A 26405-nucleotide genomic window follows, 5' to 3' on the forward strand; every position below is an offset into this window, starting at 1 on the left:
ATTGCACGAACTCGAATGCATCATCGTCGGCGGCGGGCCGGCGGGTCTCATGGCCGCGGTCTACCTGGCGCGCTACAAGCGCCGCGCGGTCGTGATCGACGAGGGCGCGAGCCGAGCCGCGATGATCCCGAAGTCGCGCAACGTGCTCGGGTTTCCCGACGGCATCGCGGGCCAGGACCTGCTGGAGCGCATGCGCGAACACGCCGCGAAGTTCGGCGCCGCCGTCCAGACGGCGCGTGTCGATGGCCTCGCGAGGCAGGGTGACGTGTTCGAAGCGCGCGCCGGCGCCACGACGTTCCGCGCGCCCTTCGTCATCCTCGCCACCGGCGCGCGCGACGTCGAGCCCGAGGTCACCGGCCTGGCCGAGTCGCTGCAGACGGGCCACGTGCGCTACTGCCCGGTGTGCGACGGCTACGAGACGCAGGGGCGGCGCGTGGCCGTCATCGGGCGCGACCTGCACGGCCTGCGCGAATCCGCCTTCGTGGCCGGCTTCGACAACGAGGTGACGTGGCTGTCCCTTGGCACGCATGGCCGTTGCGAGGAGAAGGAACTGGAGCGCCTGCGCGCGGCGAAGGTGACGATCGTGGAGCAGGAGCCGCGGCACGTCCACTGCGACCCGAAGGACGGCATCGAGGTCGAGATGAAGGACGGCACGCGGCTGCGCTTCGACGTGCTGTATCCCGCGCTGGGGCTGGAGCACCGTTCCGGCCTCGCGGCGGCGCTGGGCGCGCAGGTGGAAGCCGACGGGCAGCTCGTGGTGACGGATCATTTCGAGACGACGGTCCCGGGCCTGTTCGCCGCCGGCGACGTCGCGTCGGGCCTGAACCAGATCAACGTGGCCGCGGGCCAGGCGGCGATCGCGGCGACGGAAATCCATAATCGGCTCCCATGAACGAATCCGCATCCGGCCTGATCGACCGCCGCATCGCCGAGCTGGGCGACTGGCGCGGCGAAACGCTCGCGCGCATGCGCAAGCTCATTCACGAAGCCGACCCCGGCGTGGTCGAGGAGTGGAAGTGGAACGTGCCGGTGTGGTCGCACGACGGCATCCTGTGCACCGGCGAGAGCTACAAGTCGGCGGTGAAGCTCACGTTCGCCAAGGGTGCGTCGCTGCCGGACCCCAAGAAGATTTTCAACTCGAGCCTGGAAGGCAACACGCGCCGCGCGCTGGACATCCACGAAGGCGACAAGGTCGACGCCAACGCGTTCAAGGCGCTGGTGCGCGCGGCCGTCGCGCTGAACGCCGCGCGCGGCAAGGCTAAGTGATGGCGGCGCCGCGCTGCGCCAGCAGTTCGCGCAACACCGAGCGGTGGCAGCGGCTTTCGTCCTCGCAGTAGCAGCCGAGCGAGAACGACGACTGGTGCGACAGCGCCGCCAGCAGGTCCAGCAGGTGGCTGGCGTCCGGCTGCTTCATTTCCGCGGTGAACTTGCGCTTGAACGCGGCCCAATCCTTGTCGGTCTCCGCGGCCTGGCCGTCGGCCATGAGCGGCGCGGAAGGCGCCAGGTTCGGCAGCCAGGTGTCGTAGAAATCGCGCTTGGCGAATTCCGCCTTGGGCACGCCGCGCGGTGGGCGCCGCACGGTGCCCAGGCGCAGGCCTTCGCCCGCTGCGCGCGGGGTGCCGAGCCGGACGATGCGGATGGCCATGCGCGTTTATACGCCGGGTTCAGCGCGTCTCGCTGCGGTGCGCCCAGCCCGTGGTGTGGCGTTCCAGCACGCTGAAGAACTCGTACATCAGCATCGCCATCGCGCCGATCACGACCAGGCCCGCGAAGGCAAGGCCCATCTGCATCGCCGACCCCGCGGAGACCAGCAGGTAGCCGATGCCCTCGTTGGACGCCGTCATCTCCGACACGGTGGTGCCGACGAAGGCCAGCGTGATCGCAACCTTCAGCGAGGCGAAGAAGTAGGGCAGCGACCGCGGAAAACCCACCTTGCGCAGGATGTCCCAGCGCGTGGCGCCGAGCACGCGCAGCACGTCTTCCAGCTCCGGCTCGAGCGTTGCCAGGCCCGTGGCGATGTTCACCATGATCGGGAAGAAGGAGATGAGGAAGGCCGTGAGGATGGCCGGCCCGACGCCGATGCCGAACCACACGACCAGCAACGGCACGAACGCCGCCTTGGGCAGCGCGTTGAACGCCGTCATCGCCGGATAGAGCGCGGCGTAGGCGAAGCGCGAGGTGCCCACCACCACGCCCAGCAGCACGCCGACGGCGATGGCGATGCCGAAGCCGGCCATGGTCACCCACCAGGTGTGCCAGGCGTGCTTGGCGATGGGCCCGCGGAACTCCACCATCTGCTCGGCGACGCGCATCGGCGACGGGAAGATGAACTCGGACACCTGCAGCGCGCTGCACAGCACCTGCCAGACGACGAGCACGGCCACGAGCAACAGCCACGGCGCCCAGCGGTGCAGGTTGCGCTCGCTCATGCAGCCGCCTCGGCGCGCTGCGCACCGATGTGCGTGCGCAGTTCATGGACGATGTCCGTGAAGGCCGGCGTGTAGGTCACCTCCAGGTCGCGCGGGCGCGGCAGGCCGATCTCCTTGCGCGCGACGAGGCGGCCGGGGCCGCGGCTCATCACGTACACGGTGTCGGCCAGGAAAACCGATTCGCGCAGGTCGTGCGTGACCAGGATGACGTTGAAGCGCTGCTGCGCATGCAGGTCGCGCAGCACGCACCAGAGCTCCTCGCGGGTGAAGGCGTCGAGCGCGCCGAACGGTTCGTCCAGCAGCAGCAGGCGCGGCTCGTGGATCAGCGCGCGGCAGATGCTGGCGCGCTGCTGCATGCCGCCCGACAGCTCCCACGGGTAGCGGCCGGCCTGGCCGCGCAGGCCCACCTGCTCCAGCAGCGCCAGAGCGCGCTGCACGTACTCGTCGCGGCGCCGGCGGAACTGGCTGCGGTGCGGCTGCACGATCTCCAGCGGCAGCAGCACGTTGTCCAGCGTGGTCCGCCAGGGCAGCAGCGACGGCGCCTGGAACGCCATGCCGGAAATCTTGAGCGGCCCGTCGACCACCTGGCCGTCGACCAGCACCTGCCCGCGCGTGGCCGCCTTCAGGCCCGTGGCGAGCTTCATGAACGTGGACTTGCCGCAGCCCGACGGGCCGACGATGGCCGCGAACTCGCCGGGCGCCACCGCGATGTCGATGGCCTCCACGGCGAAGCGGCCCTGCGCGTGCAGTTCCTCGTTGTAGGCGAGCCAGGTGTCGCGGAACTCGACGAACGGGCGCGCTTGCGCCATCACTTCTTCGGCAGGGCGGCGGCGAGCTCGGCCTTCGCCGGCAGGAAGGAGCCGTTCCAGACCGCGTCCGGGTTCACGCGCGTCTTGGTGCCGAACGCGTCGGAGACCTGCGATGCCATCAGCGCAAGGCGCCCGGGGTTGACCTGGCCGAAACCCTCGGCGCGCGCGTCGGCGCTGTTGACCACCAGGTCCAGGCACATCTTCAGGCGCCGCGTTTCCAGCTGCGTGTTGATGATGGCGTCGCGCGCCTTCACGTCCTCGATGGCGGCGGTGGGGTTGGCGATGACGTCGCGCACGCCCTTGGTGAAGGCGGAGAGGAAGGCCTTGACGGCCGCCGGGTTCTCGCGGATCAACTTGGGCGAGACGATGACCACGTTGCCATACAGCTTCACGCCGTGGTCCAGGTACTGAAGCGTGACGACTTCCTCGGGCTTCACGCCGCGCGCCTCGAGGTTGAGCAGCGACGTGAAGGTGAAGCCCGTGATCGCGTCGACGTCGCCGCGCGCCAGCATCGTCTCGCGCAGCGGCGGGTCCATCGTCGTCCAGTTCACGCCGCTGATGGCGTTCGCCTTCTGGAAGATCGGGAAGGCGCGGCGCCCGGCGTCGAACACCGGCGCGCCCATCTTCTTGCCGTTCAGGTCGGACGGTTTGGAGATGCCCGACTTCTTCAGCGCCATCACCGCCGCGGGCGTGTTGTTGTAGACCATCATCACCGCCACGGGCTTGTTCGGCGCGTCGGGGTTGTTGGCGTGGAACTCCATGAGCGCCGCGAGGTCGGCGAAACCGATGTCGTAGGTGCCCGAAGCCACGCGCGTGACGGCCGCGCCCGAGCCGGTGCCCGCATCGACGGCGACGTCCAGGCCGGCCGCCTTGAAATAGCCCTTGGCCACCGGCGTCAGGAAGAGCGCCGCCGGCCCTTCGAAGCGCCAGTCCAGCTGGAACTTGATCGGGGTCATCGCCTGCCCGAAGGCGAGCGGGGTGCTGGCGAGGAGGGCCGCGGCCCCGAGGGTCTGCAGGGCTTGCCTGCGGTGCAGTTGGTGGTCCATGCCCAGTCCCAAGAAAGAAGTGTGCCTGCCCGCGGCCGTTGCCGCGGCGACGCCACCATAGCATTCCCGGCGGGCTCCGGCCCTCAGCAACTCCCCTTGGACCAGTAGTTGGGTGTCCACTCCGGCGGGCTGTTCACGTTCCACTGCGAATTGGAGTTGATCGCGGTGTAGGGCGCGCCGTTGCGCATGACGCGGTCGCCGGCCCAGTACGCCTTGTTCGGGTCCCACAGCGGCGCCGTGCAGGCCGGCGCGGGTGCAGGCGCGGGCGCTGGCGCGGGGGCCGGAGCGGGTGCGGGCGCGGGGGCGGGTGTCGGCGCCGGCGTTGGCGCCGGCGTGGGAGCAGGCGCAGGTGCCGGTGAGGGCGCCGGTGCCGGCGCGGGTGAAGCGCAAGTCGTCGCCGCCCAGTAGTTGGGCGTCCACTCCGGCGGGCTGTTCACGTTCCACTGCGTGTCCGAGTTGGTCGCCGCGTACAGGTTGCCGTTGCGCGTGACCCGGTCGCCCGCCCAGTAGGCGTGGTTCGGGTCCCAGAGCGGTGCGCTGCACGAAGGCGCCGGTGCCGGGGCCGGCGTGGGAGCGGGCGTGGGGGCCGGGGTGGGCGCGGGTGCGGGCGGCGGCGCCGGCGTTGCCGACGACGCGCGCGCCGTGTAGAGCAGCCCGGCCGATTGCGTGTTGAAACCGCCCGCGGCCACCGCCATGCGGTTGCCGTCCGCCGACATCGTGACCGCGCGCCAGTTCGTGTCGCTGCCCGGCATGGGCAGCGCGGTGAAGCTCGCGCCGCCGTCGCCGGACCACAGCACGCGGCCCGGTGTGCCGTTGGTGTTGGATACGGACGCGGCGATCACGCTGCCGTCCGTCGACATGGCGAGGAAGGTGTAGTCGGCCACCATCGAGAAGCCGCGCACCCAGCTCGCGCCGCCGTCGTGCGACACGTAGATGCCGGTGCCCGAAGCACCGCCGAAGGCGTTGGCCACCACGGCGATCGTGTTGCCGTCGGCCGAGACCTTGACGCGGTACCAGCTCTCGGTGACCACCGCGCCGCCCACGACGACGTTCACGCGCCGCCAGCTGGAGCCATAGTCGGTGGAGCGGAAGACCTCGCCGTTGTGCGACACCGCCACCAGCACGCGCGTGTCGGCGGAGCCGTCGATCCAGCGCCACCAGTGGTTGGGCTGGCCGTCGGGCATCGCCACGGTGCGCCAGGTCGCGCCGCCGTCGCTGGACACGAGCACCGGCCCGTTCTGCACCACGGCCGCCACTCGCATGCCGTCCTGCGAGGTGGCCACGGCTTCCCAGCCCGCACCGGCGCTCGTGAGCGGCTTCCACGAGGCGCCCCAGTCGCGGCTGAGGTACATCGCGCCGCCGTATTGCAGCGCGTAGATGCGGTCGCCGGTGGCCGACACCGCGCTGGAGATCCACGTGCTGCCGGTGGGGCTGTTGCCCGTGACCCACGTGGCGCCGCCGTCGCGCGACACGTGCATCCGCCCGCCCGCCTCGCCCGCGACGATCACGTCGCCGGAGGGGCTGGCCGACATGGAATGCCAGATGCGCGGCGTGCGGTCGGCGAGCGTCCAGCTGTACGAGGAAGCCGTCGCGGCCATCGGCTGCGCGGCGGCGGCCATCGGGAGCTGCGACGGCTGCGTGGCCGTGCCGTCCGGCTCGCCGCCACCGCCGCAGGCCGCGAGCACGGCGAGCGCGAACAGCGCGCTCAATCGATAGGGCGGGGTGGTCATCGGCCGGTGTAGAGCCGACCGCTCGTCTGTGTGTTGAAGCCGCCCGCCGCCGCCGCCACGCGGTCGCCGCCCGCCGACATCGCGATGGCGCGCCAGTCGCTGTCGCCTGTCGGCATGCCGAGCCGCGTGAAGCTTGTGCCGCCGTTGGTGGAGCGCACCGCGCCGCCGGGCGCGGAGCCGGCGTTGGAATACGTCGCCGCGATCGTGCGGCCATCGGCCGACATCGCGAGGAAGGTGTAGTCGGCGACCAGGCTGTAGCCCTTGGTCCAGTTCGCGCCGCCGTCGCGCGACACGTAGATGCCGGTGCCGGAAACGCCGCCGAAGGCGTTGGCCACCACGGCGATCGTGCTGCCGTCGGCCGAGACCTTCACGCGGTACCAGTTCTCCGCGGCGCCTGCGTCCAGGCGCTGCCAGGTGGCGCCGGCGTCGGCCGAGCGGAAGATGTCGCCGGTGTGCGCCACCGCGACGAGCACGCGGCCGTCGGCGGAGCCGTCGATCCAGCGCCACCAGTGGGTGGGCTGGCCATCGGGCATCGCGGCCGTGCGCCAGGTGGCGCCGCCGTTGCTGCTGAGCATGAGCGCGCCGTTTTGCACCACCGCGGCCACACGCTGGCCGTCTTGCGACGTGGTGACCGCTTCCCATCCGGCGTTGCCGGGCGCCGCCGCGAGGCGCGTCCAGGAGGAGCCGAAGTCGCGCGACACGTACATCGCGCCGCCGTATTCGAGCGCGTAGACGACCGAGCCGCTCGCGGACATCGCGCTGGAGATCCACGTGGCCGACGGGCTGTTGCCGGCGGTCCAGGTGGCGCCGCCGTCGCGCGACATGTACATCGCGCCGCCCGCTTCGCCGGCGGCGATGACGTCGCCGGTGGGGTTCATGGACAGCGAGTGCCAGACGTGCGGCGTGGCGATGGCCGCCGACCAGCTGTAAGCACTGGCCGTGGTCGGTCCGGGGGCAGGAGCCGGTGCAGGCGCCGGGGCGGGCGCTGGTGCCGGGACCGGTGCGGGCGCTGGGGCCGGCGCTGGCGCGGGAGCGGGTGCCGGGGCCGGTGCCGGGGCCGGAGCAGGCGCCGGAGCCGGGGCGGGCGCCGGAGCCGGGGCGGGCGCTGGCGCCGCCACCGGCGGGGCCGCGGCAACCGGCGTGCCGGCGGCGGTGCTTCCGTCGCTGCCGCCGCCACCGCAGGCGCTCAACCACAGCGCCGCGACGACCGCGGAAACACGAAAAGAGAGGTGGGGATACTGCATCGATCCTGCTTTTGTTGTCGTTCGGCTGCCGAGCTCTGCGGCGCGGCACGCGAATCATGCGGTGCGCACCAGCGCGTTCGCGTCAGCCGTCGTTGACAGAGCCATGCACCATGCGGCGCGCCCGCTCGCAGGACTACGCCCGTTTCGAGGTGTTCAGGCTGTGGGCACCATCACACGCAGCGCGCCCGGCCGGATGCGGTACTCGAGCGGCGTGCGCAGGGTGACCACCTCGCCGTCGGTGGCCACGTGCAGCGTGTTGCGCCGGGTCTGCACCGTGACGTGCGCGGCGCGCACGCTGTCGAAGTCGCGCGCCTGGTCCAGGCGGCGGAACAGCGCGCGGATCGCCAACCGCAGGAGCGCGAAGCGGCCCTTGCGCTGCGTGACGTACAGGCTGAGCACGTGTTCGTCGAGGCGCTCGCGTTCGCCGACCTCGAAGCCTTCCATCGTGTACGCGTTGTTGCCGATGAAGACGAAGGCGCTTTGCCGGTGCAGCGGCTGCCCATCCACCTCCAGCGCCAGCGACAGCACCGGGTAGCGCTTCGCGGCATGCAGGCTGGCGGCGATCAGGGCCATCCACTTGCCGCGCCCGAGGCGGCGGCGCTGGCGCTCGCGGTCCAGGACGATGTCCGGGTACAGCCCGAGGCTGGAGTTGTTGATGAACACGCGGCCGTTCACCTCGCCCACGTCGACGTCGGCTTCGCGCCCGCCGGCGATCGTCGCGATCGCATCGTCGAGCTCCAGCGGGATGCGCAGGTCCTTCGCGAAGTGGTTCAAGGTGCCCATGGGCAACACGCCCAGCGCGATGCCGGTGCCCGCGAGCACGGATGCCACCGCGCTCACCGTGCCGTCGCCGCCCGCCGCGACCACGCAAGTTGCGCCTTGCGCGACGGCGTCCTTCGCCGCGGCCACGATCGCCTCGCCGCTGTGCACCAGCCGCACGTCGGCCTGCACGCCCTGCGCGGCGAAGCGCTCCTCGAGTTCGCGTTCGTACTCCGCCGGGCAGCCGGTACCCGAGGATGAGTTGACGATGACGGTGGTGGTGGCGTTGGCAGGCACGCCCCGCAGGCTACACGTCGACGCCCGTCATCACGCGGGCATAACGTTGCTTGCTCCAGTAGGCGGATGCCCAATCAATCAGGACCGTGATGCGGTTGCGGAAGCCGATCAGGAAGTAGATGTGCGCGAACAGCCAGAAGAGCCAGGCGAAGAAGCCGCTGAACTTCACTTGCCCGGCCGGCGTGGTGAGGTCCACCACCGCCGCGTTGCGGCCGATGGTGGCGAGGTTGCCGTAGTCGCGGTAGCGGAAGGGCTGCGTCGGCTGACCGGCGACGCGGCGCAGGATGTTGCGCGCGACCCAGCGGCCCATCTGCTTGGCGCCGGGCGACACGCCCGGCACGGGCCTGGGGTCGCGGCCGGGTGCGTAGCTCTTCGCGGCGGCGAGGTCGCCGATCACGCTGATCTCCGGATGGCCGCGCAGCGACAGGTCGGGCTCGACGAGCACGCGGCCGGCGCGGTCCACCTCGGCTCCCGTGCTGGCCGCGAGCTTGCGGCCCAGCGGCGACGCGGCCACGCCGGCGGCCCACACGACACATCGCGTTGCGATGCTGTAGGGCTCGCCGGTGGCGGGCTGCACCTGGACGTGTCCGGCATCGATGGCGACCACGCGCGAATCCACGCGCACGCGCACGCCCAGCTTCTCCAGCTGCTGCCGCGCACGCTCGCTCAGGCTGTCGGGCATGGCCTGGAGGACGCGCGGGCCGCCTTCCAGCAGCAGCACCTGCGCCTGGCTGGGGTCGATGCGGCGGAATTCGCCGGGCAGCGTGTCGCACGCGATCTCGGCCACGGTGCCTGCCATCTCCACGCCGGTCGGACCGCCGCCGATGATCACGAAGGTGAGCCAGGCCTCGCGGGCTTTCGGGTCGCTTTCCTTTTCGGCCTGCTCGAACGCCAGCAGGATGCGCCGGCGCACCTCGAACGCATCGTCCAGGGTCTTGAGGCCGGGCGCGAAGGGCGCCCAGTCGTCGCGGCCGAAGTAGCTGTGCGTCGCACCCGCTGCGACGACGAGGTGGTCATAGGGCAGCTGCGTGCCGTCCTTCAGGTGCACGGTGCGCGCCTTGGGGTCGATGTCCTGCACCTCGCCCAGCAGGCTCGTGACGTTGGGCTGCTTGCGAAACAGGTGGCGGATCGGCGCGGCGATGGCCGGCGCGGAAAGGCCGGCGGTGGCCACCTGGTACAGGAGCGGCTGGAACAGGTGGTGGTTGGTGCGGTCGACCAGCGTGACCTCGACGCCGGTGCCGGCGAAAGCCTTGGTGGCCTCGAGCCCGCCGAAGCCGCAGCCCACGATCACGACGCGGGGTTTGTTCTTGTTTTCGGCCATGCTGGCATTATGCGAAAGTGGGGAGACAAGAAGCCGTACGACCAGGAGTACCCCGATGTTCAGGACGTCGATCGCAGGCAGCCTGCCCAAGCCCGACTGGCTCGCCGAAACGAACAAGCTGTGGCCGAAGTGGAAGGCGGAGGGCGAGGAACTGCGCCGCGCGAAGGCCGCGGCCACGACCTTGTGGATCGAGGAGCAGGAGGAGGCTGGCCTGTCCATCGTCGGCGACGGCGAGCAGTCGCGCCAGCACTTCGTGCACGGCTTCCTCGAGCAGGTCGAGGGCATCGACTTCGAGCACAAGGTCGAGATGGGCATCCGCAACGACCGCTACAAGGCCATGGTGCCGCAGGTGGTCGGCCCGCTGCGCCTGAAGGGGCGCGTGCATGAATTCGAGGCGAAGCTGGCGCGCGCGCACACGAAGCGCACGCTCAAGTTCACGCTGCCCGGGCCCATGACCATCGTCGACACGGTGGCCGACCAGTTCTATGGCGACCGCGCGAAGATGGCCTTCGCCTTTGCCGAGCTCCTGAACCAGGAGGCGCTGGCGCTGCAGGACGATGGCGTGGACATCATCCAGTTCGACGAGCCCGCGTTCAACGTGTACATGAAGGACGCCGCCGACTGGGGCGTGAAGGCGCTGGAGCGCGCGGCCCAGGGCCTCACGTGCAAGAAGGCCGTGCACATCTGCTACGGCTACGGCATCCAGGCCAACGTGGACTGGAAGAAGACCCTGGGCGAGGAGTGGCGCCAGTACGAACAGGTGTTCCCCGCGCTCGCGAAGAGCTCCATCGACATGGTGAGCCTGGAATGCTTCCACTCGCACGTGCCGCCCGACCTGATGAAGCTGCTGCAGGGCAAGGACGTGATGGTCGGCGTGATCGACGTGGCGAGCGATGAGGTGGAGACGCCCGAGCAGGTCGCCGAGACCATCGGCAGGGCCTTGCAGTTCGTGCCGAAGGAGCGCCTGGTGTGCTGCACCAACTGCGGCATGGCGCCCATGGACCGCGACGTCGCGCTGGCCAAGCTGGAGGCGATGGTCAAGGGCGCGGACCTCGCGTGGCGCCGCCACGCGTGATGCACCGGCCGCGGTGACGCGGCGCGACACCTCCGGTAGCTTCCGGCGCAACTTGCCGCCCGCCGGCTTCGCCCGCGCGAAGCTTCGGCTACCATGCGCGCCAGAGTTGACGTAGGCCTTTCGGCGTACGGGAGGAGGATGACATGTGGCTTCTGGGCGGGCTCCTGGGCCTGGTGATCGGCGCCATCCTGGGCGCGGGTTGGTTCACGTTGGTGATCGCGGCGGGCGTCGCATTCGTCGCGCACAAACTCTTCGGCGGCGCCGCGCAGGCCCAAGCCGTGCAGCCGGTGATGACCGTCCCACACGAGGACGATGATTTCTCCGCCCTGCGCGCGAAAGTCGCGGCGCTCGAGAAACGCGTGCTGCACCTCGAAAGCATGGCGCGAAGCGGCGCGACGGCGCAGGCCCCGGCCGTGACGGGCGCACCTGCCGTCACCGCTGCGCCGCCAGCCGCCAGCATTGCACCCGTCGCCAGCATTGCACCCGTCGCCAGCATTGCACCCGTCGCCAGTGCGGCACCGGTCGCCACCGCGGGCCCTGTTGCAGCCGCGCCTCCCATCGCCACAGCCGCGCCCCGGCCGCAGGCGATGCCCGAGCCGGTCGCCGCGCGCGTCGCCGCAACGCAATCCGCGGCAGCCGTGCCTGCCGCGGCGCGTCCCACGCCCGCCCCGGTGCGCCGCCCGCAACCGGAGCCGGAACCGGAAATCGTGACGCGCGTGAAGGGATGGATCTTTGGCGGCAACACGCTGGTGAAGGTCGGCGTGCTGATCCTGTTCCTCGGCCTCGCGTTCCTGCTGCGCTACACCGCCGAGCGCGTGACGGTTCCGGTCGAACTGCGCTACGCCGGCGTTGCGTTCGCCGGGCTGGGACTGCTCGTGGTGGGCTGGTTGCTTCGCCGCAAGCGCGCGGACTATGCGCTGATCGTGCAGGGCGCGGGCATCGGCGTGCTGTACCTCACCATCCTCGCGGCGATCAAGCTGCATGCGCTGCTGCCCACGGGGGCGGCCTTTGCCATGCTCGCCGCGATGGCGGTGCTCAGCGCGGCGCTGGCGGTGCTGCAGAACGCATCTATCCTCGCGACCGTCGCCGCGCTCGAAGGTTTCGCGGCGCCGGTCCTCGTGTCCACCGGCGGCAACCACCCCGTCGCCCTGTTCACGTACCTCGCGGTGCTGGACGCCGGCATCTTCCTCGTCGCGACCTACAAGGCGTGGCGCGTGCAGAACCTCATCGGCCTGGTGGGCACGTTCACGCTGGCCGTCGGCTGGGCGAACACGCACTACACGGACGACCAGTTCGGCGTGGTGCAGCCCTTCCTGGTGTTCTTCTTCGCGCTGTTCGCCTTCATGGGCGTGCTGTTCGCATCGCGGACGCTGGCCGACCTGAGCAAAAAGCCCGCGCCCGAAGGCCTGCGCGAAAGGGCGGGGCAGGCGCTGGGTGCGGTGGGCCGCGTCGACAGCGCGCTCGTGTTCGGCACGCCCGTCACCGCCTTCGGCCTGCAATACATGCTGATGCGGCCCTGGGAGTACGGGGCGGCGTGGTCCGCGCTGGCCTTCGCGGCTTTCTACCTCGTGCTCGCGCGCGTGGTGTACGCGAAGCAGCGCCACGGGCTGGCGCTGCTCGCCGAGGCGTATGCGATCGTCGCGGCGATCTTCGTCACGCTGGCGATCCCGCTGGGCCTGGAAGGCACGTGGACCGGCGCCGCATGGGCGATCGAAGGCGCGGGCATGTACTGGCTCGGCATCCGCCAGCAGCGGCCCTATGCGCGCCTGCTGTCGTACGTGGTCCTTGCCGGCGCGGCGTACAAGCTGCTGCACGAGATCGCGGTCAACACCACGGGCGTCGGCCCGGTGCTCGAAGGCACCGTGTTCGGCCCGCTCGTGTTCGCCGCGGCCGCCAGTGTCATGTCGGCCCTGCACCGCCGGAACAAGGCGGCCATGGGCGACTTCGAAGCCAGCCTGGGCTTCTTCCTGCCGTGGCTCGCGGTGGCGGGCATTTCCATCCTGCCGTGGGAACTGCTCGAGCCCGCGCGCGCGGCGACGGCCACGGCGGTGCTCGCGCTGGCGCTGTATGCCTACGCGAGGGCTGCGCAAGCGGACGAGCTGCGGCCCATCGTCAGCGTGCTGCAGGTGTTCGCGGTCGTGACGTTCGCCGCGACCTTGCAGCGCGGCGCGGGCCTGGCCAGCACCGGCCCGGCGCTGGCCGACGGCGCGGAAGGCGGCATCGAGATGATCGCGATCGCGGCCAGCTTCCTGCTCACGGCCGGCCATACGCTGTGGCTCAACCGCCAGGACGCGTTGCGCAGCGGCCTGCGGCCCGTCTGGTCCGTGGCCAGTTCGCTCACCGCCGTGGCCGGTGTGGTGCTGCTGCACCTGGCGCCGCTCTTCGGCGCCAGCGTGAAGGACACGACGCAGTGGTGGCCGCTGTCGGCGTGCGCCGTCTTGTGGGTCGCGCTGCGGCTGCTGCACACGCCGCTGGCTTTCGCGGCCGGCGGCCTGCAGCTGGCCGCCGCCGGGGCCTTCTTCACCTACTTCAGCCCCGCGCCCGCGGCAGCGAGCATCGCCAACCCGGCCTTCCTCGTGCCGATGCTGTTCGCGGTGACGTGGTTCGTCGCCGGCGACTGGATCCGCGCCGAGTCGCAGCGTGTGCGCGAATCGGCCGACATGCCGGCGCGCAAGCGCTGGATCAACGAATGGTGCGAGGACGCCTATGCGCGCTGGCTGCCCGTGCTGGGCGCGCTCGCGTTCTGGGTCTTCGCCTGGTGGCACGAGATCGTGCGCTTGCTGGAACGCGACCACGCGCTGCGCTTCCTCGGGGCGGCGGCCGTGTTGCTGGCCGTCGCGACCTCTGCGCTCGCCAGCAGCCTGGCCACGTGGCGCCGCTGGCGCGAAGCCGGGCTGTGCACCAGCGTGACCGTGCCGGCCTTGTACTTCACGCTGGCCATCGCGCTGGCTACCGGGGCGTCGCCGAATTTCCCGTCGCGCGACGCCGGCTGGCTCGCCTGGCCGCTGGCCTTCGCGTGGCACCTCGCGCTGCTGCGCGCACAGCCGCGCTGGCTCGGCCGCGAGGCGCTGGGCTGGATGCACGCCGCGGGCCTGTGGCTGTTCGTCTTCCTCGCCGCGAAGGAATGCGGCTTGCGGATGATGCCCACGGGCGTCGAGGGCAGCGGCTGGTCGGTGCTCGGCTGGCTGTTGGTGCCCGGCCTCGTGGTCGCGCTCATCGCCACCCGCCTGCGCGGCGTGTGGCCGGTGGCCGAGTTCCGCCCCGCGTACATGGGGCGGGGCTGCATGCCGATCGTGGCCGTGATGCTGCTGCACGTGCTGGTGATGAACCTCGCGTCGCCCGGCGACTCGCGGCCGCTGCCCTATGTGCCGTTGCTCAACCCGCTCGAGCTGGCCTTTGCGCTGGCCCTCGCCAGCACGATGCTGTGGTGGCGTGCTTCGCCGTCGCGCGGCGCTGCCAGCGACGCGTCCAGGGGCGCGCTGGCCTTGTTCGCGTTGTACCTGCTCACAGGGGGCGTGCTGCGTGCCTGCCACCACTGGGCCGGTATTCCTTGGGACATGCACGCGCTCGCGTCGTCGCGCCTCGTGCAGGCGGCCCTGTCGATCACGTGGGCGGTGAGCGGCGTGCTGGCGATGGTCGTGGCCCACCGCCGCGCATCGCGCGCGAACTGGATCGGCGGCGCGGCGCTGATCGGCGTGGTGGTGGTCAAGCTGTTCGTAGTGGACCTCGCCGACACGGGCGGCATCTACCGCATCGTGTCGTTCATCGCGGTCGGCGTGCTGTTGCTGCTGGTCGGCTACTTCGCGCCCGTGCCGCCGAAGGCTTCCGCCGTGGGGGCCGCCGCATGAAGCTGTCCCGCGCCGTCGCGATCGTATGGTGCTGCGCAGCGGCGCACGGCCTGGCATCGCCGCAGCGCGGCGCACTGGAGCTGCAGGGCGAGGGGCCTTACTACCGCATGGCGATCCCGGTCGAAGCCTACGCCAACGCGCTGGACGCCAGCCTCGCCGAACTGCGCATTCGCAACGCCGCCGGCGTGGCCGTGCCGTTCGCATGGGACGACCGTGCGTCGCCCGCGCCGCGCCTGCTGTGGCTGCCGCGTATCGCGCCGGCGAGCTGCACGGCCGATTCGTGCGACTACGCGGTGCCGCCCAACGTGCCGGTGCAGAAGCTGCGCATCGAGATGGCGCAGTCGAACACGCTGGCGCAGGTGCAGGTGCTCGCGCTGATACCCGCCGGCTATTCGCCGGCGCCGCACTACCACCCGCACCACCACCACCTGCACAACCCGATCCGGATCCTGCGCCACCGCGAGAGGCACGCGCCGCCGCCCGCGCCGGCGGCTGCGACCGATATCGAGCAGCAGCTCGCCGACACCGTCGCCTACCCGGGTGCAGAAGAACGGCGTGGAGGAAAAGGCGGTCGAGGTCGACCTCGGCGGCGTGGCCTACCCCCGGCTGCGATTGCGCGTGCGCGGCGGCATCGCGCAGGTCGGCCAGCCGACGCCGGGCATCGAGATCGCCACGCGCGAGCGCGCCATCGTCTTCCTTGCCAGTGGCGCGGCACCTTTCACCGCCACGTGGGGCGACGTGGCCGGCGAGCCCCGCGCGCTGCCACTGGCCACGCTGGTCCCCAAATACCAGGCGAACAAGCCCTTCGCGGCGGGCACCGCCAACCTGGAGGTGAGGGTCGCGCCACCGCTCGTCGTACCGGCACCCGTTGCGCAGGCCGTCGCGCAGCCTGCGCCGCAGCCCGCGCGAGAGGCGCAGAAGCCGGCCAAGCCTGCGCGCGAGCACGACGCCTGGCTATGGGCAGCGCTGTTGGGCGCCGTGGCCGGGCTCGGCGCGATGGCATGGTCACTGCTGCGCCAGAAACCCGAGGTTTTGTGACGGCGCCGCGCGCGTTGTACGCTACGCCCGTGCCGTCCCGCTTCAACCCCCGCGCCCTGGCGCGGCTCACATCCACCCTGCAATCGCACATCGACCGCGGCCGCATCCCGGGCGCGATCGCCGTGGTCGCGCGTGCAGGCCAGGTCGAGTTGTTCGAGGCGCTGGGGCGGCTCGACCCCGACAGCGGCGCCGCGATGCGGGACGATGCCATCTTCCGCATCTATTCGATGACCAAGCCCGTCGTCTCGCTGGCCGCGCTGATGCTGATGGAAGAAGGCGCGCTGCAGATGAACCAGCCGCTGTCGCTCTTCTTCCCCGAGTTCGCCCAACCGAAGGTGCAGGCGGGTAACGAGCTTGTGCCGGCCGCGCGCGAAGCGACCGTGCACGACCTGCTGCGGCACACCGCGGGCCTGACTTACGGCTTCCTCGGGGCCAACCCCGTGCAGCAGCTGTACGAGGCGAACAACCTCGTCGACCGGTCGCGCACCAACCGCGAGTTCTGCCGCGTGCTCGCGTCCTTGCCCTTGCAGGACCACCCGGGCACCTGGTTCCAGTACAGCCATGCGACCGACGTGCTCGGCGCCGTGGTCGAGGCGGCCTCGGGCCGCACGCTGGGCCAGTTCCTCGCGGAGCGCATCTTCGAGCCGCTCGCGATGAAGGAGACGTCGTTCAACGTGCCGCAGCCGAAGTGGGGCCGTGTCGCGCAGCCCTTCGGCAAGGACCCCGACAGCGGGCAGCCCGTCACGATGCTGGACCACCGCGCGCATGCGTCATGGGAATCCGGCGGTGGCGGCCTCTTCGGCACGGCGCACGACTACGTCCGCTTCCTCTCGATGATGGCCAACCGCGGCTCGCTCGGCGGCGAGCGCCTCGTGTCGCGCAAGACGGTCCAGTGGATGACGGCCGACCACTTGGGCGCGCTGCCCGCGTACAACGACCTGCTGATCCCCGGCTACGGCTTCGGCCTGGGCTTCGCCGTGCGCAAGGAGGCGGGCATGGGGCCGCAGCCGGGCTCGCCGGGCCAGTATTTCTGGAGCGGCATCGGCGGGACTTCGTTCTTCATCGACCCGGCCGAGGACATCTTCGCGCTCCTGATGACGCAGGCGCCGAACCAGCGTATCTTCTTCCGCAACCTGTTCCGCCACCTCGTTTACGCTGCGCTGGATTGACACCATGGGCCACGAACATTCGCACGATGCGCGCTGGAAGCACGACGGCGTGCGCGTCATCCCCGGCAACCAGCTCGATCCCAACGTGCCTTCGACGCCGGGCATGGACCGCAAGGCGGCCATCACGTTCGCGCGCGTGGGCGCGCAGAAGCTCTGGGCCGGCACGGTCCACATCCATCCCAACGCAAAGACGGGCGCGCACCACCACGGCCACCTCGAAAGCGTGATCTACGTGGTGAAGGGCCGCGCGCGCATGCGCTGGGGCGAGCACCTCGAGTTCACCGCGGAGGCGGGGCCGGGCGACTTCATCTACGTGCCGCCTTTCGTGCCGCACCAGGAGATCAACGCAAGCCCGACCGAGGCGCTCGAGTGCGTCCTGTGCCGCAGCGACGGCCAGGCGGTGGCGGTCAACCTGGACATCGAACCCGTCGAGAAACCCGAGCAGGTGCTGTGGGTGGACCCGACGCACCCGAAGGGCGGCGTCTAGCTCGATGGCGCATCCCCCGCAGTTGCAGGACATCGCCGTCCTCGTGGTCGAGGACGACGAGGACTACCGCGAGCTCACGCTGGCCACGCTGCGCGAGTGCTGCGATCCCGCGCGCATCCTCGGTGTCGCCGACGGCGAGCGCGCGCTCGATTGGCTCCTGGGCCGCCGCGCGCATGCCGGGCGCGACACGCGCAGGCAACCGCGGCTGGTGGTGCTGGACCTGACGCTGGAGCGCGTGCACGGCATCGACGTGCTCGAGGCCATGCGCGACGACCCGCTGACGCAAGGCGTGCCGGTCGTGGTGCTGTCCGGCACCTCGGACAAGGCGGAGCTCGACCGCTGCTACCAGGCCGGGGCCAACAGCGTCGTGCGCAAGACCGTCGACCCGGCGGAACTGCGCCGCAAGCTGCACCAGATGTACGAGTTCTGGATCACCGTCAACGAGGCCAACCGCAACTCGCGCGTGTAGTCGCCCGACTACACGTGACGCGCCGACTTCCTACACCTGCTGAGCCACGCCATTGGCGACAGTCGAGCCGATGGAACCCAGCAAGCCCGACAAGCCCAGCCGCGGCAGCACGCTGCTGCCCACCGCGGCGGTCACGGCCGTCGCCGTGTTCGCCGTCGTCGCGGCGGTGATGGTCAAGCGCGGCGACGATCCCGTCGTCGCGGGCGGCACTGCACCCGCCGAAGTCGTCACCGCACCGCCGCTGAAGGCGCCCGACACACGCTCGATGGGCGGCGCGGCCGCGTGCAAGGACTGCGGCGTCGTGCAGATGGTGGTGGCCGTGAACGAGCCCGGGGGCACCGCGCCGCGGGCCTACCAGATGCACATCCGCATGGACGACGGCAGCACGCGCACGATCGAGCAGCGCGGCGCGCTGGCGGCCGGCTCGCGCGTGCAGGTCAAGGGCTCGAGCGTGAAGCCGCTGTCGTGATCAGGCGTCGGCGATCTTGAGCACCAATTTCCCGAAGTTCTCGCCCTTGAACAGCTTGAGCAGCGCCTCGGGGAAGTTGTCGAGGCCGCTCACCACGTCCTCGCGGCTCTTCATGCGGCCGTCCTTCAGGTAGCCGGCGAGCTCGCCCACGGCTTGCGGGAAGCGGTCGACGTAATCGAACACCACCATGCCCTCCATGCGCGCGCGGTTGACCAGCAGCGACATGTAGTTCTTCGGGCCTTGCACCGCTTCCATGTTGTTGTACTGGCTGATGGCGCCGCAGATGACGATGCGCGCGCCGCGCGCGAGCTTGGCCAGCACGTGGTCGAGGATCTCGCCGCCCACGTTGTCGAAGTAGACGTCCACGCCCTTGGGGCAGTGGTCCTTGAGCCCCTGGCGCACGTTGCCGGCCTTGTAGTCGATGCAGGCGTCGAAGCCCAGCTCGTTGACGACCCACTCGCACTTGGCCGGGCCGCCGGCGATGCCGACGACGCGGCAGCCCTTGACCTTCGCGAGCTGGCCGACGGTCTGGCCGACCGCACCCGCGGCGCCGGATACCACGACGGTGTCGCCGGGCTTGGGCTGGCCCACGTCGAGCAGCCCGAAGTAGGCCGTCATGCCCGGCATGCCCAGCACGTTGAGCCACTGGTTGGGCGTGCCCAGGCGCTGGTCGATCTTGAAGAGCCCCGCCTTGCGCGCCTGCGCGGCCTCGATGAGCGCGTATTCCTGCGCGCCCGTCGCGGCGGAGACGAGGTCGCCTTCCTTGAACTGCGGGTTCTTCGATGCGACGACCCTGGCGATGCCGCCGGCGCGCATCACATCGCCGATGCCCACGGGCTCGATGTAGCTCTTGCCCTCGTTCATCCAGCCGCGCATGGCAGGGTCGAGCGAGATCGCCAGGTTCCTGACCAGCACGCCGCCGTCGGCGGGCTCGCGCACGGGCTCGGTCGTGAACGACCACACGTCGCGCGTGGGCAGGCCGGTGGGCCGCTTCGCGAGGCGGACCTGGTGGTTGGTGAGGGCGGTGGTGGTGGTCATGTCGGCTCCTGGCGTCGTAGCGCCAGCGATGCTACTTGTCAGGAGCCTCGTGTGCTGTCCCGCACGTATCACCGCCTTGTGCTGTAATGAATTTGCCCCGCCGACGACTCATCCACTGGAGGTTTTCCACGTGACTGTGTCCCTTGCCGCGCACGCGGCCGCGCACCCGCGCGCCGCCCTGCAGGACCGCTACGCGGCGGTCCGCGCGCACACCTTGTCGCTGGCCGCGCCGCTGTCCGAAGAAGACCAGTGCGTGCAGCCCATGCCCGACGCCAGCCCCACGAAGTGGCACCTGGCGCACACCAGCTGGTTCTTCGAGGCGGTGGTGCTGTGCGAGCACGCCAAGGGCTATGAGCCGTTCGACGCGCGCTTCTTCCACCTGTTCAACTCCTACTACGAGTCGCTTGGCCCGCGCCACCCGCGCCCGCAGCGCGGCCTGCTGACGCGGCCGTCGCTCGCACAGGTGCATCGCTACCGCGCGCACGTGGACGCGGCGATGGCGCGCTTCATCGAAACGGCCACGGGCCCCGAATGGGATGCGGCGGCGCCGCTCATGGAGCTGGGCCTGAACCACGAGCAGCAGCACCAGGAGCTGGTCCTCACCGACATCCTGTACACGCTGGGGTGCAACCCGCTGCTGCCGGCCTACCGCGCGGGCGAGGCGCCCCCGCTGCGCCTGGCGTCCGGGCCGAGCACGGCCGGCTGGATCGACATGCAGGGCGACGTCGCGCGCATCGGCCACGCGGGCGAAGGTTTCGCATTCGACAATGAGACACCGCGCCACGAGGTGCTGCTGCAGCCCTTCCGCATCGCCGACCGTTTGGTGACCTGCGGCGAGTTCGCGGAGTTCATCGCCGACGGCGGCTACGAAAAGCCGTCGCTGTGGCTGTCCGACGGCTGGGCGGCGGTGCAGGCCAATGGCTGGCGGCACCCGCTGTACTGGATCGCGCCGGATGACCCGCGCGCACCGGCGCCGCACTGGCAGGTGTTCGGGCTGGACGGCGTGCGACCGCTCGACGCCGAAGCACCCGTCACGCACCTGAGCTACTACGAAGCCGCGGCCTACGCCGAGTGGGCCGGCGCACGCTTGCCCACCGAATTCGAATGGGAAGCCGCGAGCGCCGCGCCGGGGATGCACCAGCTCACCGGCCATGCCTGGCAGTGGACGCGTTCCTCGTACGACCCGTACCCGGGCTTCCGGCCGTGGGCCGGCGCGGTGGCCGAGTACAACGGCAAGTTCATGGTGGGTCAGCTCGTGCTGCGCGGCTCCAGCAGCGCGACGCCCGCCGGCCACGAGCGCGCCACGTACCGCAACTTCTTCCCGCCCGCGGCGCGTTGGCAGTTCTCGGGAATCCGCCTCGCGAAGGACGCCGCATGCTGAGCCGCGCGCAGGTCCACGCCGAGCCCGGCATGGGCGCACACGCCGCCTTCGCCGCCGAAATGCGCGCGTGCCTGGCCGCGCGGCCGCGGCGCATCTCGCCGAAGTGGTTCTACGACAGCCGCGGCTCGCAGCTGTTCGACGCCATCTGCGAGCTGCCCGAGTACTACCCCACGCGCACCGAATTCGGCATCCTCACGCGCCACGCCGGCGAGATGGCCGCGCTCATGGGCCCGCGCGCGGAGGTCGTCGAGTTCGGCGCGGGGTCGCTCCGCAAGGTACGGTTGCTGCTCGACGCGATGGAAGCGCCCGCACGCTACCTGCCCATCGACATTTCGGGCGACCACCTCGCGCAGTCCGCGATCGAGCTGCAGCGCACCTACCCCGGCCTGGACGTGCAGCCCGTCGTGGCCGACTACACGCAGCGCCTGCTGCTGCCCGCGCCCCTGCCCGGCGCGGGCAAGCGCATCGGCTTCTTCCCCGGTTCGACCATCGGCAACTTCACGCCCGAGGAGGCGCTGCACTTCTTCGTGCTCGCGGGCCAGCTGCTGCGCGGCGGCGCTTTGCTGCTCGGCGCCGACCTCGTGAAGGACCCGGCGGTGCTGCACGCCGCGTACAACGACGCGCAGGGCGTGACGGCCGAGTTCAACCTGAACCTGCTGGCTCGCGCCAACCGCGAGCTGGGCACCGGCTTCGAGCTGTCGAAGTTCTGGCACAGCGCCTTTTACAACGCGCCGGCCTCGCGCATCGAGATGCACCTGGTGAGCCGCGAGCGCCAGCGGGTCGAATGGCGCGGCGAGCGCTTCGAGTTCGACGAGGGCGAGGCCATCCACACCGAGAACTCGTACAAGTTCACGGTCGAGGGGCTGCACGCGATGGCGCTGGATGCGGGCTTCCGGCCCGGTCCGGTGTGGACCGACGATGCGCAGCTGTTCAGCGTGCATTGGCTGCACGCGCCGGCCTGAAGGAAACCGGATGAAAGCGACCTGGAACGGCGTGACGATCGCCGAAAGCACGGACACCGTGGTGGTCGAAGGCAACCACTACTTCCCGGCAAGCGCGCTCAGGCGCGAGTACGTGAGCTTCAGCAACACGCATACCGTGTGCCCGTGGAAGGGCACGGCCAGCTACTACTCGCTGCTGGTGAACGGCGAGCTCAATCCCGACGCCGTCTGGTACTACCCCGACCCGAAGCCGGAGGCGCAGATGGTGCGCGACCGCGTGGCGTTCTGGAAGGGCGTGAAGGTGACCAACACATGATCCACGTCGATGCCGCCATCGTCGGCGCCGGCCAGGCCGGCCCGGCGCTCGCCGTCGCGCTGGCACAGCGCGGCGAGAAGGTCGCGCTCATCGAGGCCCAGCACCTGGGCGGCACCTGCGTGAACAATGGCTGCACGCCCACGAAGACCTTGCGCAAGAGTGCGCGCGTCGCGTACCTCGCGGGCCGCGCGGCGGAGTTCGGCGTGAACGTCGGCGAGGTGAGGATCGACTTCGCGGCAGCGATGAGCCGCATGCAGGATCGGGTGGACACCGCGCGCGCCGGCCTGGAGTCATGGATCGCCGGCACTCCGGGCATCACGCTGCTGCGCGAGTGGGGCGCCTTCGCCGGCGGCCGCGAAGGCGCGTTCGACCTGAAAGCCGGCGACAAGGCGGTGCGCGCGAAGCGCGTGTACCTCAACACCGGCACGCGGCCATTCGTGCCGCCCATCCCCGGCCTGGACGGCGTTCCCCACCTCACGAACGAGTCGCTGCTGAAGCTGCGCGTGCTGCCGCGGCACCTCGTCGTGATCGGCGGCAGCTACATCGGCCTAGAGATGGGGCAGATCTTCCGCCGCCTCGGCTCGCAGGTGACGGTGGTGGAGACGGCGCCGCGCATCACGGCGCGCGAGGACGAGGACCTCACCACGTCGATCGCGGCCTTCCTCGGGAAAGAGGGCATCCGCATCATCGCCGGCAAGCCCGTGACCAAAGTCGAGCGCGCCAGGGACGGCGTCGCGGTGACGGTGGGCGAGGAGCGCATCGAAGGCTCGCATGTGCTCGTCGCGACCGGCCGGCTGCCCAACACCGAGAAGTTGAACCTGAAAGCGGTCGGCGTGGAGACCGACGCACGCGGCTTCGTCCCGACGAACGGCCGGCTGGAGACGAACGTGCCCGGCATCTGGGCGCTGGGCGACATCAACAAGCGCGGCGCGTTCACGCACACGAGCTTCCACGACCACGAGATCGTGCTGGCCAACCACGACGGCGGCAACCGCTCGGCCGACAAGCGCACCATGTGCTACGCGATGTTCACCGACCCGCCGTTCGCGCGCGTCGGGATGTCGGAGACGGAGGCGCGGGCGTCCGGCAAGCGCGTGCTGATGGCCACGTTCGACATGAAGAACGTCAGCCGCGCCAAGGAGGAAAGCGAGACCGCGGGCCTGGTCAAGCTGCTGGTCGACGCCGATACCGACCGGTTCCTCGGCTTCGCGATGGCCGGCATCGCCGCCGACGAGATCGTGCACGTCTTCACCAACTTCATGGCGGCGGGCGGCACGGCGACGGTGATGAAGGAGGCGCTGCCCGCGCATCCCACGGTGGCGGAGTTCCTGCCCACCATCCTCGGCAAGCTGAAACCCCTGGCCTAGCGCGCCGGCGCATCCGCGCTAAGCTCGCGGCGTGACATCCCTCGCGCCCGCCTTCACCGACCCGACGCAACTCGACGCCGCGATGCGCCAGCGCGGCTACGCGGTGCTCACGCCGCAAGCCGTGAGCGCGCTGGCGCGTTGCCCGGCGGCGGAACTGGAAGCCCTGGGCGCCAGCTGGGACGACCTCGCGCCGGACCAGTACCTGAAGGACGGGGGCCACTACCGCAAGCGCCGGCATTCGTCATTCACCGTCGACGGCGAGGAAGTGGGCCTGGCGCCGCATCGCGCGCACTGGCAGGGCGTCGAATACAACGCGCTGCACGGCGGCATGCAGCGCTGGTTCGAACCGGTCGCGCCGCAGGTTGCGCAGGCGCCCGCGTGGCTGGCGCTGCTGCGGTGGCTGGGCGGCGTGAGTTCCGCGCTGAAGGGCCGGCAGCGCTGGTTCGTCGAGGCGCACCAGTTCCGCATCGACACCGAAGGCGGCATCGGCCGCCCGACGCCCGAGGGTGCGCACCGCGACGGCGTGGATGTGGTGGCGGTGTTCCTCGTCGCGCGCGAAGGCATCAAGGGCGGCGAGACGCGCGTGTTCGAAGCCGACGGCCCGCGCGGCGAGCGCTTCACGCTCACGCAGCCGTGGTCGCTGCTGCTGCTGGACGACGAGCGCGTGATCCACGAGTCGACGCCGATCCAGCCGGCGGGCGAGGGCGGGGGCTACCGCGACACGCTGGTGGTCACCTACCGCGCGCAGGGCTTCCAGGGCGGCTAGTCGCGGATGTCGCCCACCGGGTTGCCGCCGAAGTCGGCGCGGCCCAGGTAGGCGATGACCTTGCGCGCCGCTTCTTCCGGCGAAGCCAGCACGCCTTGTTCCTTGATGCCGGTGAAGTAGCCGATGTCGGGAAACTGGCTGGGGTCGCTGCCGCGCAGCTGCACCTGCATGTCGGTGTCGATGACGCCGGGCGCCAGCGAGCACACCTTCGCGCCGTCGGGGGCGCGCTCTTCTTCCAGCGCGACGCAGCGCGTGTAGTGGTCCATCCCGGCCTTGGCCGCGCAGTACAGCGCCTGCGACGCCATGGCGCGGCGGCCCAGGCCCGAGGAGATGTTCAGCACCTTGCGCGGGACCTTCCAGGCCGAAGTCGCGCGCAGGAAGCTTGCGGTCAGCAGCATCGGCGCTTCGAGGTTCACGCGCAGCGCATCGGCGATGTCGTCGCCGCCGATGGCCGACAACGGCGCTACCTGGGGCAGCAGCGCGGCGTTGTTGATCAGGGTGACGCTCGCGTAGCCGCCGGGCTCCTTGGCCTTCAGCCAGGTTTCCAGGCGGGTGGCCGCCCCGGCGGCGCGCGCCAGGTCGTGCGGCCATTGCTCGCACGCGACGCCCGCTTTCGCGGCGCGCTCCTGCAGCGCGTCGTTGGTCTTGCGCGAGATGCACAGCAGGTCGTGGCCGGCGTCCAGCAGCTGCTGCGCGATCGCCAGGCCCATGCCCCGCGACGCGCCGGTGATGACGGTGAGGTGCTGCGCCATGTCAGGTCTTCACGATGATCGGGAAATCCGCCTTCACGCCGTCGCTGCCGGCCACGAAGTTGCGGGTGAGCGCCGCGCGGTCGGCGGCGTCGAGGCTGCGCCACAGGCCGTCGCGTTCGTTGTGCGGGTCGCCCGCCACGTACATCTGGGTGGTCAGCAGCTCGCGTGAGCCGAGCTTCACCTTGAAATGGATGTGCGGCGTGCGGCCCGAGTAGGGCGCCGGTTTGATCGTGCGGAAGCGCCAGGCGCCGCTTGCGTCCGTCGTCACGCGGCCGAAGCCCTGGAAAGCGGCGTCCGCGCCGCGGTCGCCCGGGTGGTGGTAGTGGCCCGCCTCGTCGCACTGCCAGATCTCCACGGCGGCACCGCGCACGGGCCGGCCCTCCAGGTCGCGCACCGTGCCTTCCACCCACGCGGGCTGGCCGCGCGCATAGGTGAGGTTGCCGTTGCGCAGCAGGTCGAAATCGGAATCGGCCGGCAGCTCGACGGGATAGAACGGCCCTTCGGTCTGCGAAGGCGTCGTGCGGCGCGGCGCGATGGGCTGCGCGCGCGCGGCCGACCAGATCCAGGGAAAGGCGACGAAGGCCGCGGCGCTGCGGCGCGTGAGGGCGGACGGGTCCATGCCGCCAGCATAGCCGCGAAGCGCGCTAGAAGGGGACAGGGCTGGCAAGCGCCAACGGCTCGCCCGTTGCCGGATGGGTGAATGCCAGCCCGGCCGCGTGCAGCAGCAGGCGCGCTGAATGCGCGGCGACTTCGGGCGGCGCATAGAGCGCATCGCCCAGGATCGGGTGGCCGATGGCCTGCAGGTGCACGCGCAACTGGTGCGAGCGGCCCGTGACCGGCTCCAGCTCGACCCGCGTCGTGTCGGCGCCGCGCGCCAGCACGCGCCACTTCGTGCGGCTCGGCTTGCCGCTGGCGCGGTCCACCACCTGCTTCGGCCGGTTGGGCCAGTCGGCGGCGAGCGGCAGGTCGATCTCGCCCTCGTCCTGCGCGATGAGCCCCGCAACGATCGCCACGTAGCGCTTGCGCACCTCGCGGCCCTCGAACGCCGCGCCCATGCGCCGCTGGATTTCCGGGCCCCGCGCCATCAGGAACAGGCCCGAGGTCGCCATGTCGAGGCGGTGCACCACGAGCGCATCGGGGTACGCGGCCTGCACCCGCGCCGCCATGCAATCGGCCTTGTCCGCGCCACGGCCGGGCACCGACAGCAGGCCGGCCGGCTTATCGACGGCCACCAGCCACTCGTCGGCGTGGACCAATAATGGCTGCATGAGCCTCTCCGCCATCCCCTTGTCGCTGCAGACCATCCTGCTGCTCGTCGCGTCCAACGTGTTCATGACCGTGGCCTGGTACGGCCACCTGAAGTTCTTCAAGGAAGGTTCCGCATGGTACGTGGTGGCCCTGGCGAGCTGGGGCATCGCGCTCTTCGAATACCTGCTGCAGGTGCCGGCCAACCGCATCGGTTTCCTGGAGGCGGGCTACACCGTCGCGCAGCTGAAGATCCTGCAGGAGGTGATCACGCTGGCGGTGTTCGTGCCGTTCGCGCTGTTCGTGCTGGGCCAGCCGATGAAGATGGATTACGTGTGGGCGGCGCTGTGCATGGTGGGCGCCGTCTATTTCATATTCCGCAACGGCTGAGCGCCACCCCCCAGTTACA

Annotated in this window: 27 protein-coding genes; 15 read left to right on the forward strand and 12 right to left on the reverse strand. The window is 70.7% G+C overall.

The window, feature by feature from the left end; translation table 11 throughout:
• The first annotated feature begins 1 nt into the window (after position 1).
• Positions 2 to 892, forward strand: a complete 891-nt coding sequence (locus WG903_RS09185) for an NAD(P)/FAD-dependent oxidoreductase (RefSeq protein ID WP_340074518.1) — start codon at positions 2 to 4, stop codon at positions 890 to 892.
• Positions 889 to 1266 (forward strand): DUF1801 domain-containing protein, encoded by a 378-nt coding sequence (locus tag WG903_RS09190; RefSeq protein WP_340074520.1) that lies wholly within the window; start codon positions 889 to 891, stop codon positions 1264 to 1266. Before WG903_RS09185 ends, WG903_RS09190 begins: the two co-directional genes overlap by 4 nt.
• On the opposite strand, the gene WG903_RS09195 is transcribed toward WG903_RS09190, so the two are convergent.
• The 8 genes from WG903_RS09195 to WG903_RS09230 form a co-directional block, all read right to left on the reverse strand.
• Entirely contained in the window at positions 1259 to 1645 is a 387-nt protein-coding gene (locus tag WG903_RS09195) for a DUF488 domain-containing protein (RefSeq protein WP_340074522.1), read from the reverse strand. The two genes, WG903_RS09190 and WG903_RS09195, sit on opposite strands and share 8 nt — an antisense overlap.
• Before the next feature lie 19 nt (positions 1646 to 1664).
• On the reverse strand, positions 1665 to 2429 hold the full coding sequence (locus WG903_RS09200) for an ABC transporter permease (RefSeq protein ID WP_340074524.1): 765 nt from the start codon (positions 2427 to 2429) through the stop codon (positions 1665 to 1667).
• The gene (locus WG903_RS09205; RefSeq protein WP_340074526.1) at positions 2426 to 3238 is read right to left on the reverse strand and encodes an ABC transporter ATP-binding protein; all 813 of its coding nucleotides are present in this window, start codon (positions 3236 to 3238) and stop codon (positions 2426 to 2428) included. The genes WG903_RS09200 and WG903_RS09205 overlap by 4 nt, the downstream gene beginning before the upstream one ends.
• Positions 3238 to 4284: an ABC transporter substrate-binding protein gene (locus WG903_RS09210; RefSeq protein ID WP_445263588.1), complete on the reverse strand. Its 1047-nt coding sequence runs from the start codon at positions 4282 to 4284 to the stop codon at positions 3238 to 3240. The genes WG903_RS09205 and WG903_RS09210 overlap by 1 nt, the downstream gene beginning before the upstream one ends.
• 83 nt (positions 4285 to 4367) lie before the next feature.
• The gene (locus WG903_RS09215; protein ID WP_340074528.1) at positions 4368 to 6014 is read right to left on the reverse strand and encodes a WD40/YVTN/BNR-like repeat-containing protein; all 1647 of its coding nucleotides are present in this window, start codon (positions 6012 to 6014) and stop codon (positions 4368 to 4370) included.
• Positions 6011 to 6892, reverse strand: coding sequence for a WD40/YVTN/BNR-like repeat-containing protein (locus WG903_RS09220; protein ID WP_340074530.1), 882 nt, complete (start codon positions 6890 to 6892; stop codon positions 6011 to 6013). The genes WG903_RS09215 and WG903_RS09220 overlap by 4 nt, the downstream gene beginning before the upstream one ends.
• Before the next feature lie 519 nt (positions 6893 to 7411).
• Positions 7412 to 8314, reverse strand: a complete 903-nt coding sequence (locus WG903_RS09225) for a diacylglycerol/lipid kinase family protein (protein ID WP_340074532.1) — start codon at positions 8312 to 8314, stop codon at positions 7412 to 7414.
• Between the two features lie 10 nt (positions 8315 to 8324).
• The gene (locus tag WG903_RS09230) at positions 8325 to 9635 is read right to left on the reverse strand and encodes an NAD(P)/FAD-dependent oxidoreductase (protein ID WP_340074534.1); all 1311 of its coding nucleotides are present in this window, start codon (positions 9633 to 9635) and stop codon (positions 8325 to 8327) included.
• 55 nt (positions 9636 to 9690) lie between these two features.
• On the opposite strand from WG903_RS09230, the gene WG903_RS09235 reads away from it, so the two are divergent.
• The 7 genes from WG903_RS09235 to WG903_RS09265 all read left to right on the forward strand — a co-directional run bounded on the left by WG903_RS09235 (position 9691) and on the right by WG903_RS09265 (position 18190).
• Positions 9691 to 10710, forward strand: coding sequence for a methionine synthase (locus WG903_RS09235; RefSeq protein ID WP_340074536.1), 1020 nt, complete (start codon positions 9691 to 9693; stop codon positions 10708 to 10710).
• A 143-nt stretch (positions 10711 to 10853) separates the two neighbouring features.
• Complete coding sequence (locus tag WG903_RS09240) at positions 10854 to 14558, forward strand: DUF2339 domain-containing protein (protein WP_340074538.1); 3705 nt, start codon at positions 10854 to 10856, stop codon at positions 14556 to 14558.
• A gap of 540 nt (positions 14559 to 15098) precedes the next feature.
• Positions 15099 to 15596 carry a DUF3999 family protein gene (locus tag WG903_RS09245; protein ID WP_340074540.1) on the forward strand — a complete coding sequence of 166 codons (498 nt, stop codon included), beginning with the start codon at positions 15099 to 15101 and terminating at the stop codon, positions 15594 to 15596.
• A 29-nt stretch (positions 15597 to 15625) separates the two neighbouring features.
• Positions 15626 to 16765: a serine hydrolase domain-containing protein gene (locus tag WG903_RS09250; RefSeq protein ID WP_340074543.1), complete on the forward strand. Its 1140-nt coding sequence runs from the start codon at positions 15626 to 15628 to the stop codon at positions 16763 to 16765.
• 4 nt (positions 16766 to 16769) lie between these two features.
• On the forward strand, positions 16770 to 17252 hold the full coding sequence (locus WG903_RS09255) for a cupin domain-containing protein (RefSeq protein WP_340074545.1): 483 nt from the start codon (positions 16770 to 16772) through the stop codon (positions 17250 to 17252).
• A 4-nt stretch (positions 17253 to 17256) separates the two neighbouring features.
• Complete coding sequence (locus WG903_RS09260; protein ID WP_340074547.1) at positions 17257 to 17721, forward strand: response regulator; 465 nt, start codon at positions 17257 to 17259, stop codon at positions 17719 to 17721.
• 70 nt (positions 17722 to 17791) lie between these two features.
• Positions 17792 to 18190, forward strand: a complete 399-nt coding sequence (locus WG903_RS09265) for a hypothetical protein (protein WP_340074549.1) — start codon at positions 17792 to 17794, stop codon at positions 18188 to 18190.
• On the opposite strand, the gene WG903_RS09270 is transcribed toward WG903_RS09265, so the two are convergent.
• Entirely contained in the window at positions 18191 to 19228 is a 1038-nt protein-coding gene (locus tag WG903_RS09270; protein WP_340074551.1) for an NADP-dependent oxidoreductase, read from the reverse strand. It lies immediately after the preceding gene.
• 130 nt (positions 19229 to 19358) lie between these two features.
• Between WG903_RS09270 and egtB the strand changes: the two genes are divergently transcribed.
• The 5 genes from egtB to WG903_RS09295 all read left to right on the forward strand — a co-directional run bounded on the left by egtB (position 19359) and on the right by WG903_RS09295 (position 23999).
• Positions 19359 to 20609 carry an ergothioneine biosynthesis protein EgtB gene (egtB, locus tag WG903_RS09275; protein WP_445263589.1) on the forward strand — a complete coding sequence of 417 codons (1251 nt, stop codon included), beginning with the start codon at positions 19359 to 19361 and terminating at the stop codon, positions 20607 to 20609.
• Positions 20603 to 21571 (forward strand): L-histidine N(alpha)-methyltransferase, encoded by a 969-nt coding sequence (gene egtD, locus WG903_RS09280; RefSeq protein WP_445263590.1) that lies wholly within the window; start codon positions 20603 to 20605, stop codon positions 21569 to 21571. Before egtB ends, egtD begins: the two co-directional genes overlap by 7 nt.
• A 10-nt stretch (positions 21572 to 21581) precedes the next feature.
• On the forward strand, positions 21582 to 21866 hold the full coding sequence (locus WG903_RS09285; protein WP_340074553.1) for a DUF427 domain-containing protein: 285 nt from the start codon (positions 21582 to 21584) through the stop codon (positions 21864 to 21866).
• Positions 21863 to 23233 (forward strand): mercuric reductase, encoded by a 1371-nt coding sequence (locus tag WG903_RS09290; RefSeq protein ID WP_340074555.1) that lies wholly within the window; start codon positions 21863 to 21865, stop codon positions 23231 to 23233. The genes WG903_RS09285 and WG903_RS09290 overlap by 4 nt, the downstream gene beginning before the upstream one ends.
• Positions 23234 to 23315: 82 nt before the next feature.
• A complete protein-coding gene (locus WG903_RS09295; protein WP_340078220.1) occupies positions 23316 to 23999 on the forward strand; it encodes a 2OG-Fe dioxygenase family protein in 684 nt (227 codons plus the stop codon).
• Here the strand turns inward: WG903_RS09295 and WG903_RS09300 are convergent.
• From WG903_RS09300 to WG903_RS09310, 3 genes are read right to left on the reverse strand one after another with little or no spacing between them, the layout of a single operon-like run.
• A complete protein-coding gene (locus WG903_RS09300) occupies positions 23996 to 24751 on the reverse strand; it encodes an SDR family NAD(P)-dependent oxidoreductase (protein WP_340074557.1) in 756 nt (251 codons plus the stop codon). The two genes, WG903_RS09295 and WG903_RS09300, sit on opposite strands and share 4 nt — an antisense overlap.
• A 1-nt stretch (position 24752) precedes the next feature.
• Positions 24753 to 25370, reverse strand: coding sequence for a protocatechuate 3,4-dioxygenase (locus tag WG903_RS09305; RefSeq protein ID WP_340074559.1), 618 nt, complete (start codon positions 25368 to 25370; stop codon positions 24753 to 24755).
• A gap of 25 nt (positions 25371 to 25395) precedes the next feature.
• Positions 25396 to 26019: an RluA family pseudouridine synthase gene (locus WG903_RS09310; RefSeq protein WP_340074561.1), complete on the reverse strand. Its 624-nt coding sequence runs from the start codon at positions 26017 to 26019 to the stop codon at positions 25396 to 25398.
• On the opposite strand from WG903_RS09310, the gene WG903_RS09315 reads away from it, so the two are divergent.
• Positions 26018 to 26386 (forward strand): DMT family protein, encoded by a 369-nt coding sequence (locus WG903_RS09315; RefSeq protein WP_340074563.1) that lies wholly within the window; start codon positions 26018 to 26020, stop codon positions 26384 to 26386. The two genes, WG903_RS09310 and WG903_RS09315, sit on opposite strands and share 2 nt — an antisense overlap.
• Positions 26387 to 26405: the final 19 nt, after the last annotated feature.

Source organism: Ramlibacter sp. PS4R-6, assembly GCF_037572775.1.
In the GTDB taxonomy this organism is placed as follows: Bacteria; Pseudomonadota; Gammaproteobacteria; order Burkholderiales; family Burkholderiaceae_C; genus Ramlibacter.

Excerpts from the sequence above, each read along its gene's own strand:
- WG903_RS09265 (WP_340074549.1), top strand. The coding sequence starts at position 17,792 with ATGGAACCCAGCAAGCCCGACAAGCCCAGCCGCGGCAGCACGCTGCTG.
- WG903_RS09310 (WP_340074561.1), bottom strand. The coding sequence starts at position 26,019 with ATGCAGCCATTATTGGTCCACGCCGACGAGTGGCTGGTGGCCGTCGAT.
- WG903_RS09205 (WP_340074526.1), bottom strand. The coding sequence starts at position 3,238 with ATGGCGCAAGCGCGCCCGTTCGTCGAGTTCCGCGACACCTGGCTCGCC.
- WG903_RS09285 (WP_340074553.1), top strand. The coding sequence starts at position 21,582 with ATGAAAGCGACCTGGAACGGCGTGACGATCGCCGAAAGCACGGACACC.
- WG903_RS09190 (WP_340074520.1), top strand. The coding sequence starts at position 889 with ATGAACGAATCCGCATCCGGCCTGATCGACCGCCGCATCGCCGAGCTG.
- WG903_RS09255 (WP_340074545.1), top strand. The coding sequence starts at position 16,770 with ATGGGCCACGAACATTCGCACGATGCGCGCTGGAAGCACGACGGCGTG.
- WG903_RS09315 (WP_340074563.1), top strand. The coding sequence starts at position 26,018 with ATGAGCCTCTCCGCCATCCCCTTGTCGCTGCAGACCATCCTGCTGCTC.
- WG903_RS09235 (WP_340074536.1), top strand. The coding sequence starts at position 9,691 with ATGTTCAGGACGTCGATCGCAGGCAGCCTGCCCAAGCCCGACTGGCTC.
- WG903_RS09230 (WP_340074534.1), bottom strand. The coding sequence starts at position 9,635 with ATGGCCGAAAACAAGAACAAACCCCGCGTCGTGATCGTGGGCTGCGGC.
- egtD (WP_445263590.1), top strand. The coding sequence starts at position 20,603 with ATGCTGAGCCGCGCGCAGGTCCACGCCGAGCCCGGCATGGGCGCACAC.
- WG903_RS09200 (WP_340074524.1), bottom strand. The coding sequence starts at position 2,429 with ATGAGCGAGCGCAACCTGCACCGCTGGGCGCCGTGGCTGTTGCTCGTG.
- WG903_RS09260 (WP_340074547.1), top strand. The coding sequence starts at position 17,257 with ATGGCGCATCCCCCGCAGTTGCAGGACATCGCCGTCCTCGTGGTCGAG.
- WG903_RS09240 (WP_340074538.1), top strand. The coding sequence starts at position 10,854 with ATGTGGCTTCTGGGCGGGCTCCTGGGCCTGGTGATCGGCGCCATCCTG.
- WG903_RS09210 (WP_445263588.1), bottom strand. The coding sequence starts at position 4,284 with ATGGACCACCAACTGCACCGCAGGCAAGCCCTGCAGACCCTCGGGGCC.
- WG903_RS09305 (WP_340074559.1), bottom strand. The coding sequence starts at position 25,370 with ATGGACCCGTCCGCCCTCACGCGCCGCAGCGCCGCGGCCTTCGTCGCC.
- WG903_RS09220 (WP_340074530.1), bottom strand. The coding sequence starts at position 6,892 with ATGAACCCCACCGGCGACGTCATCGCCGCCGGCGAAGCGGGCGGCGCG.
- WG903_RS09195 (WP_340074522.1), bottom strand. The coding sequence starts at position 1,645 with ATGGCCATCCGCATCGTCCGGCTCGGCACCCCGCGCGCAGCGGGCGAA.
- WG903_RS09295 (WP_340078220.1), top strand. The coding sequence starts at position 23,316 with ATGCGCCAGCGCGGCTACGCGGTGCTCACGCCGCAAGCCGTGAGCGCG.
- WG903_RS09215 (WP_340074528.1), bottom strand. The coding sequence starts at position 6,014 with ATGACCACCCCGCCCTATCGATTGAGCGCGCTGTTCGCGCTCGCCGTG.
- WG903_RS09290 (WP_340074555.1), top strand. The coding sequence starts at position 21,863 with ATGATCCACGTCGATGCCGCCATCGTCGGCGCCGGCCAGGCCGGCCCG.
- WG903_RS09300 (WP_340074557.1), bottom strand. The coding sequence starts at position 24,751 with ATGGCGCAGCACCTCACCGTCATCACCGGCGCGTCGCGGGGCATGGGC.
- WG903_RS09270 (WP_340074551.1), bottom strand. The coding sequence starts at position 19,228 with ATGACCACCACCACCGCCCTCACCAACCACCAGGTCCGCCTCGCGAAG.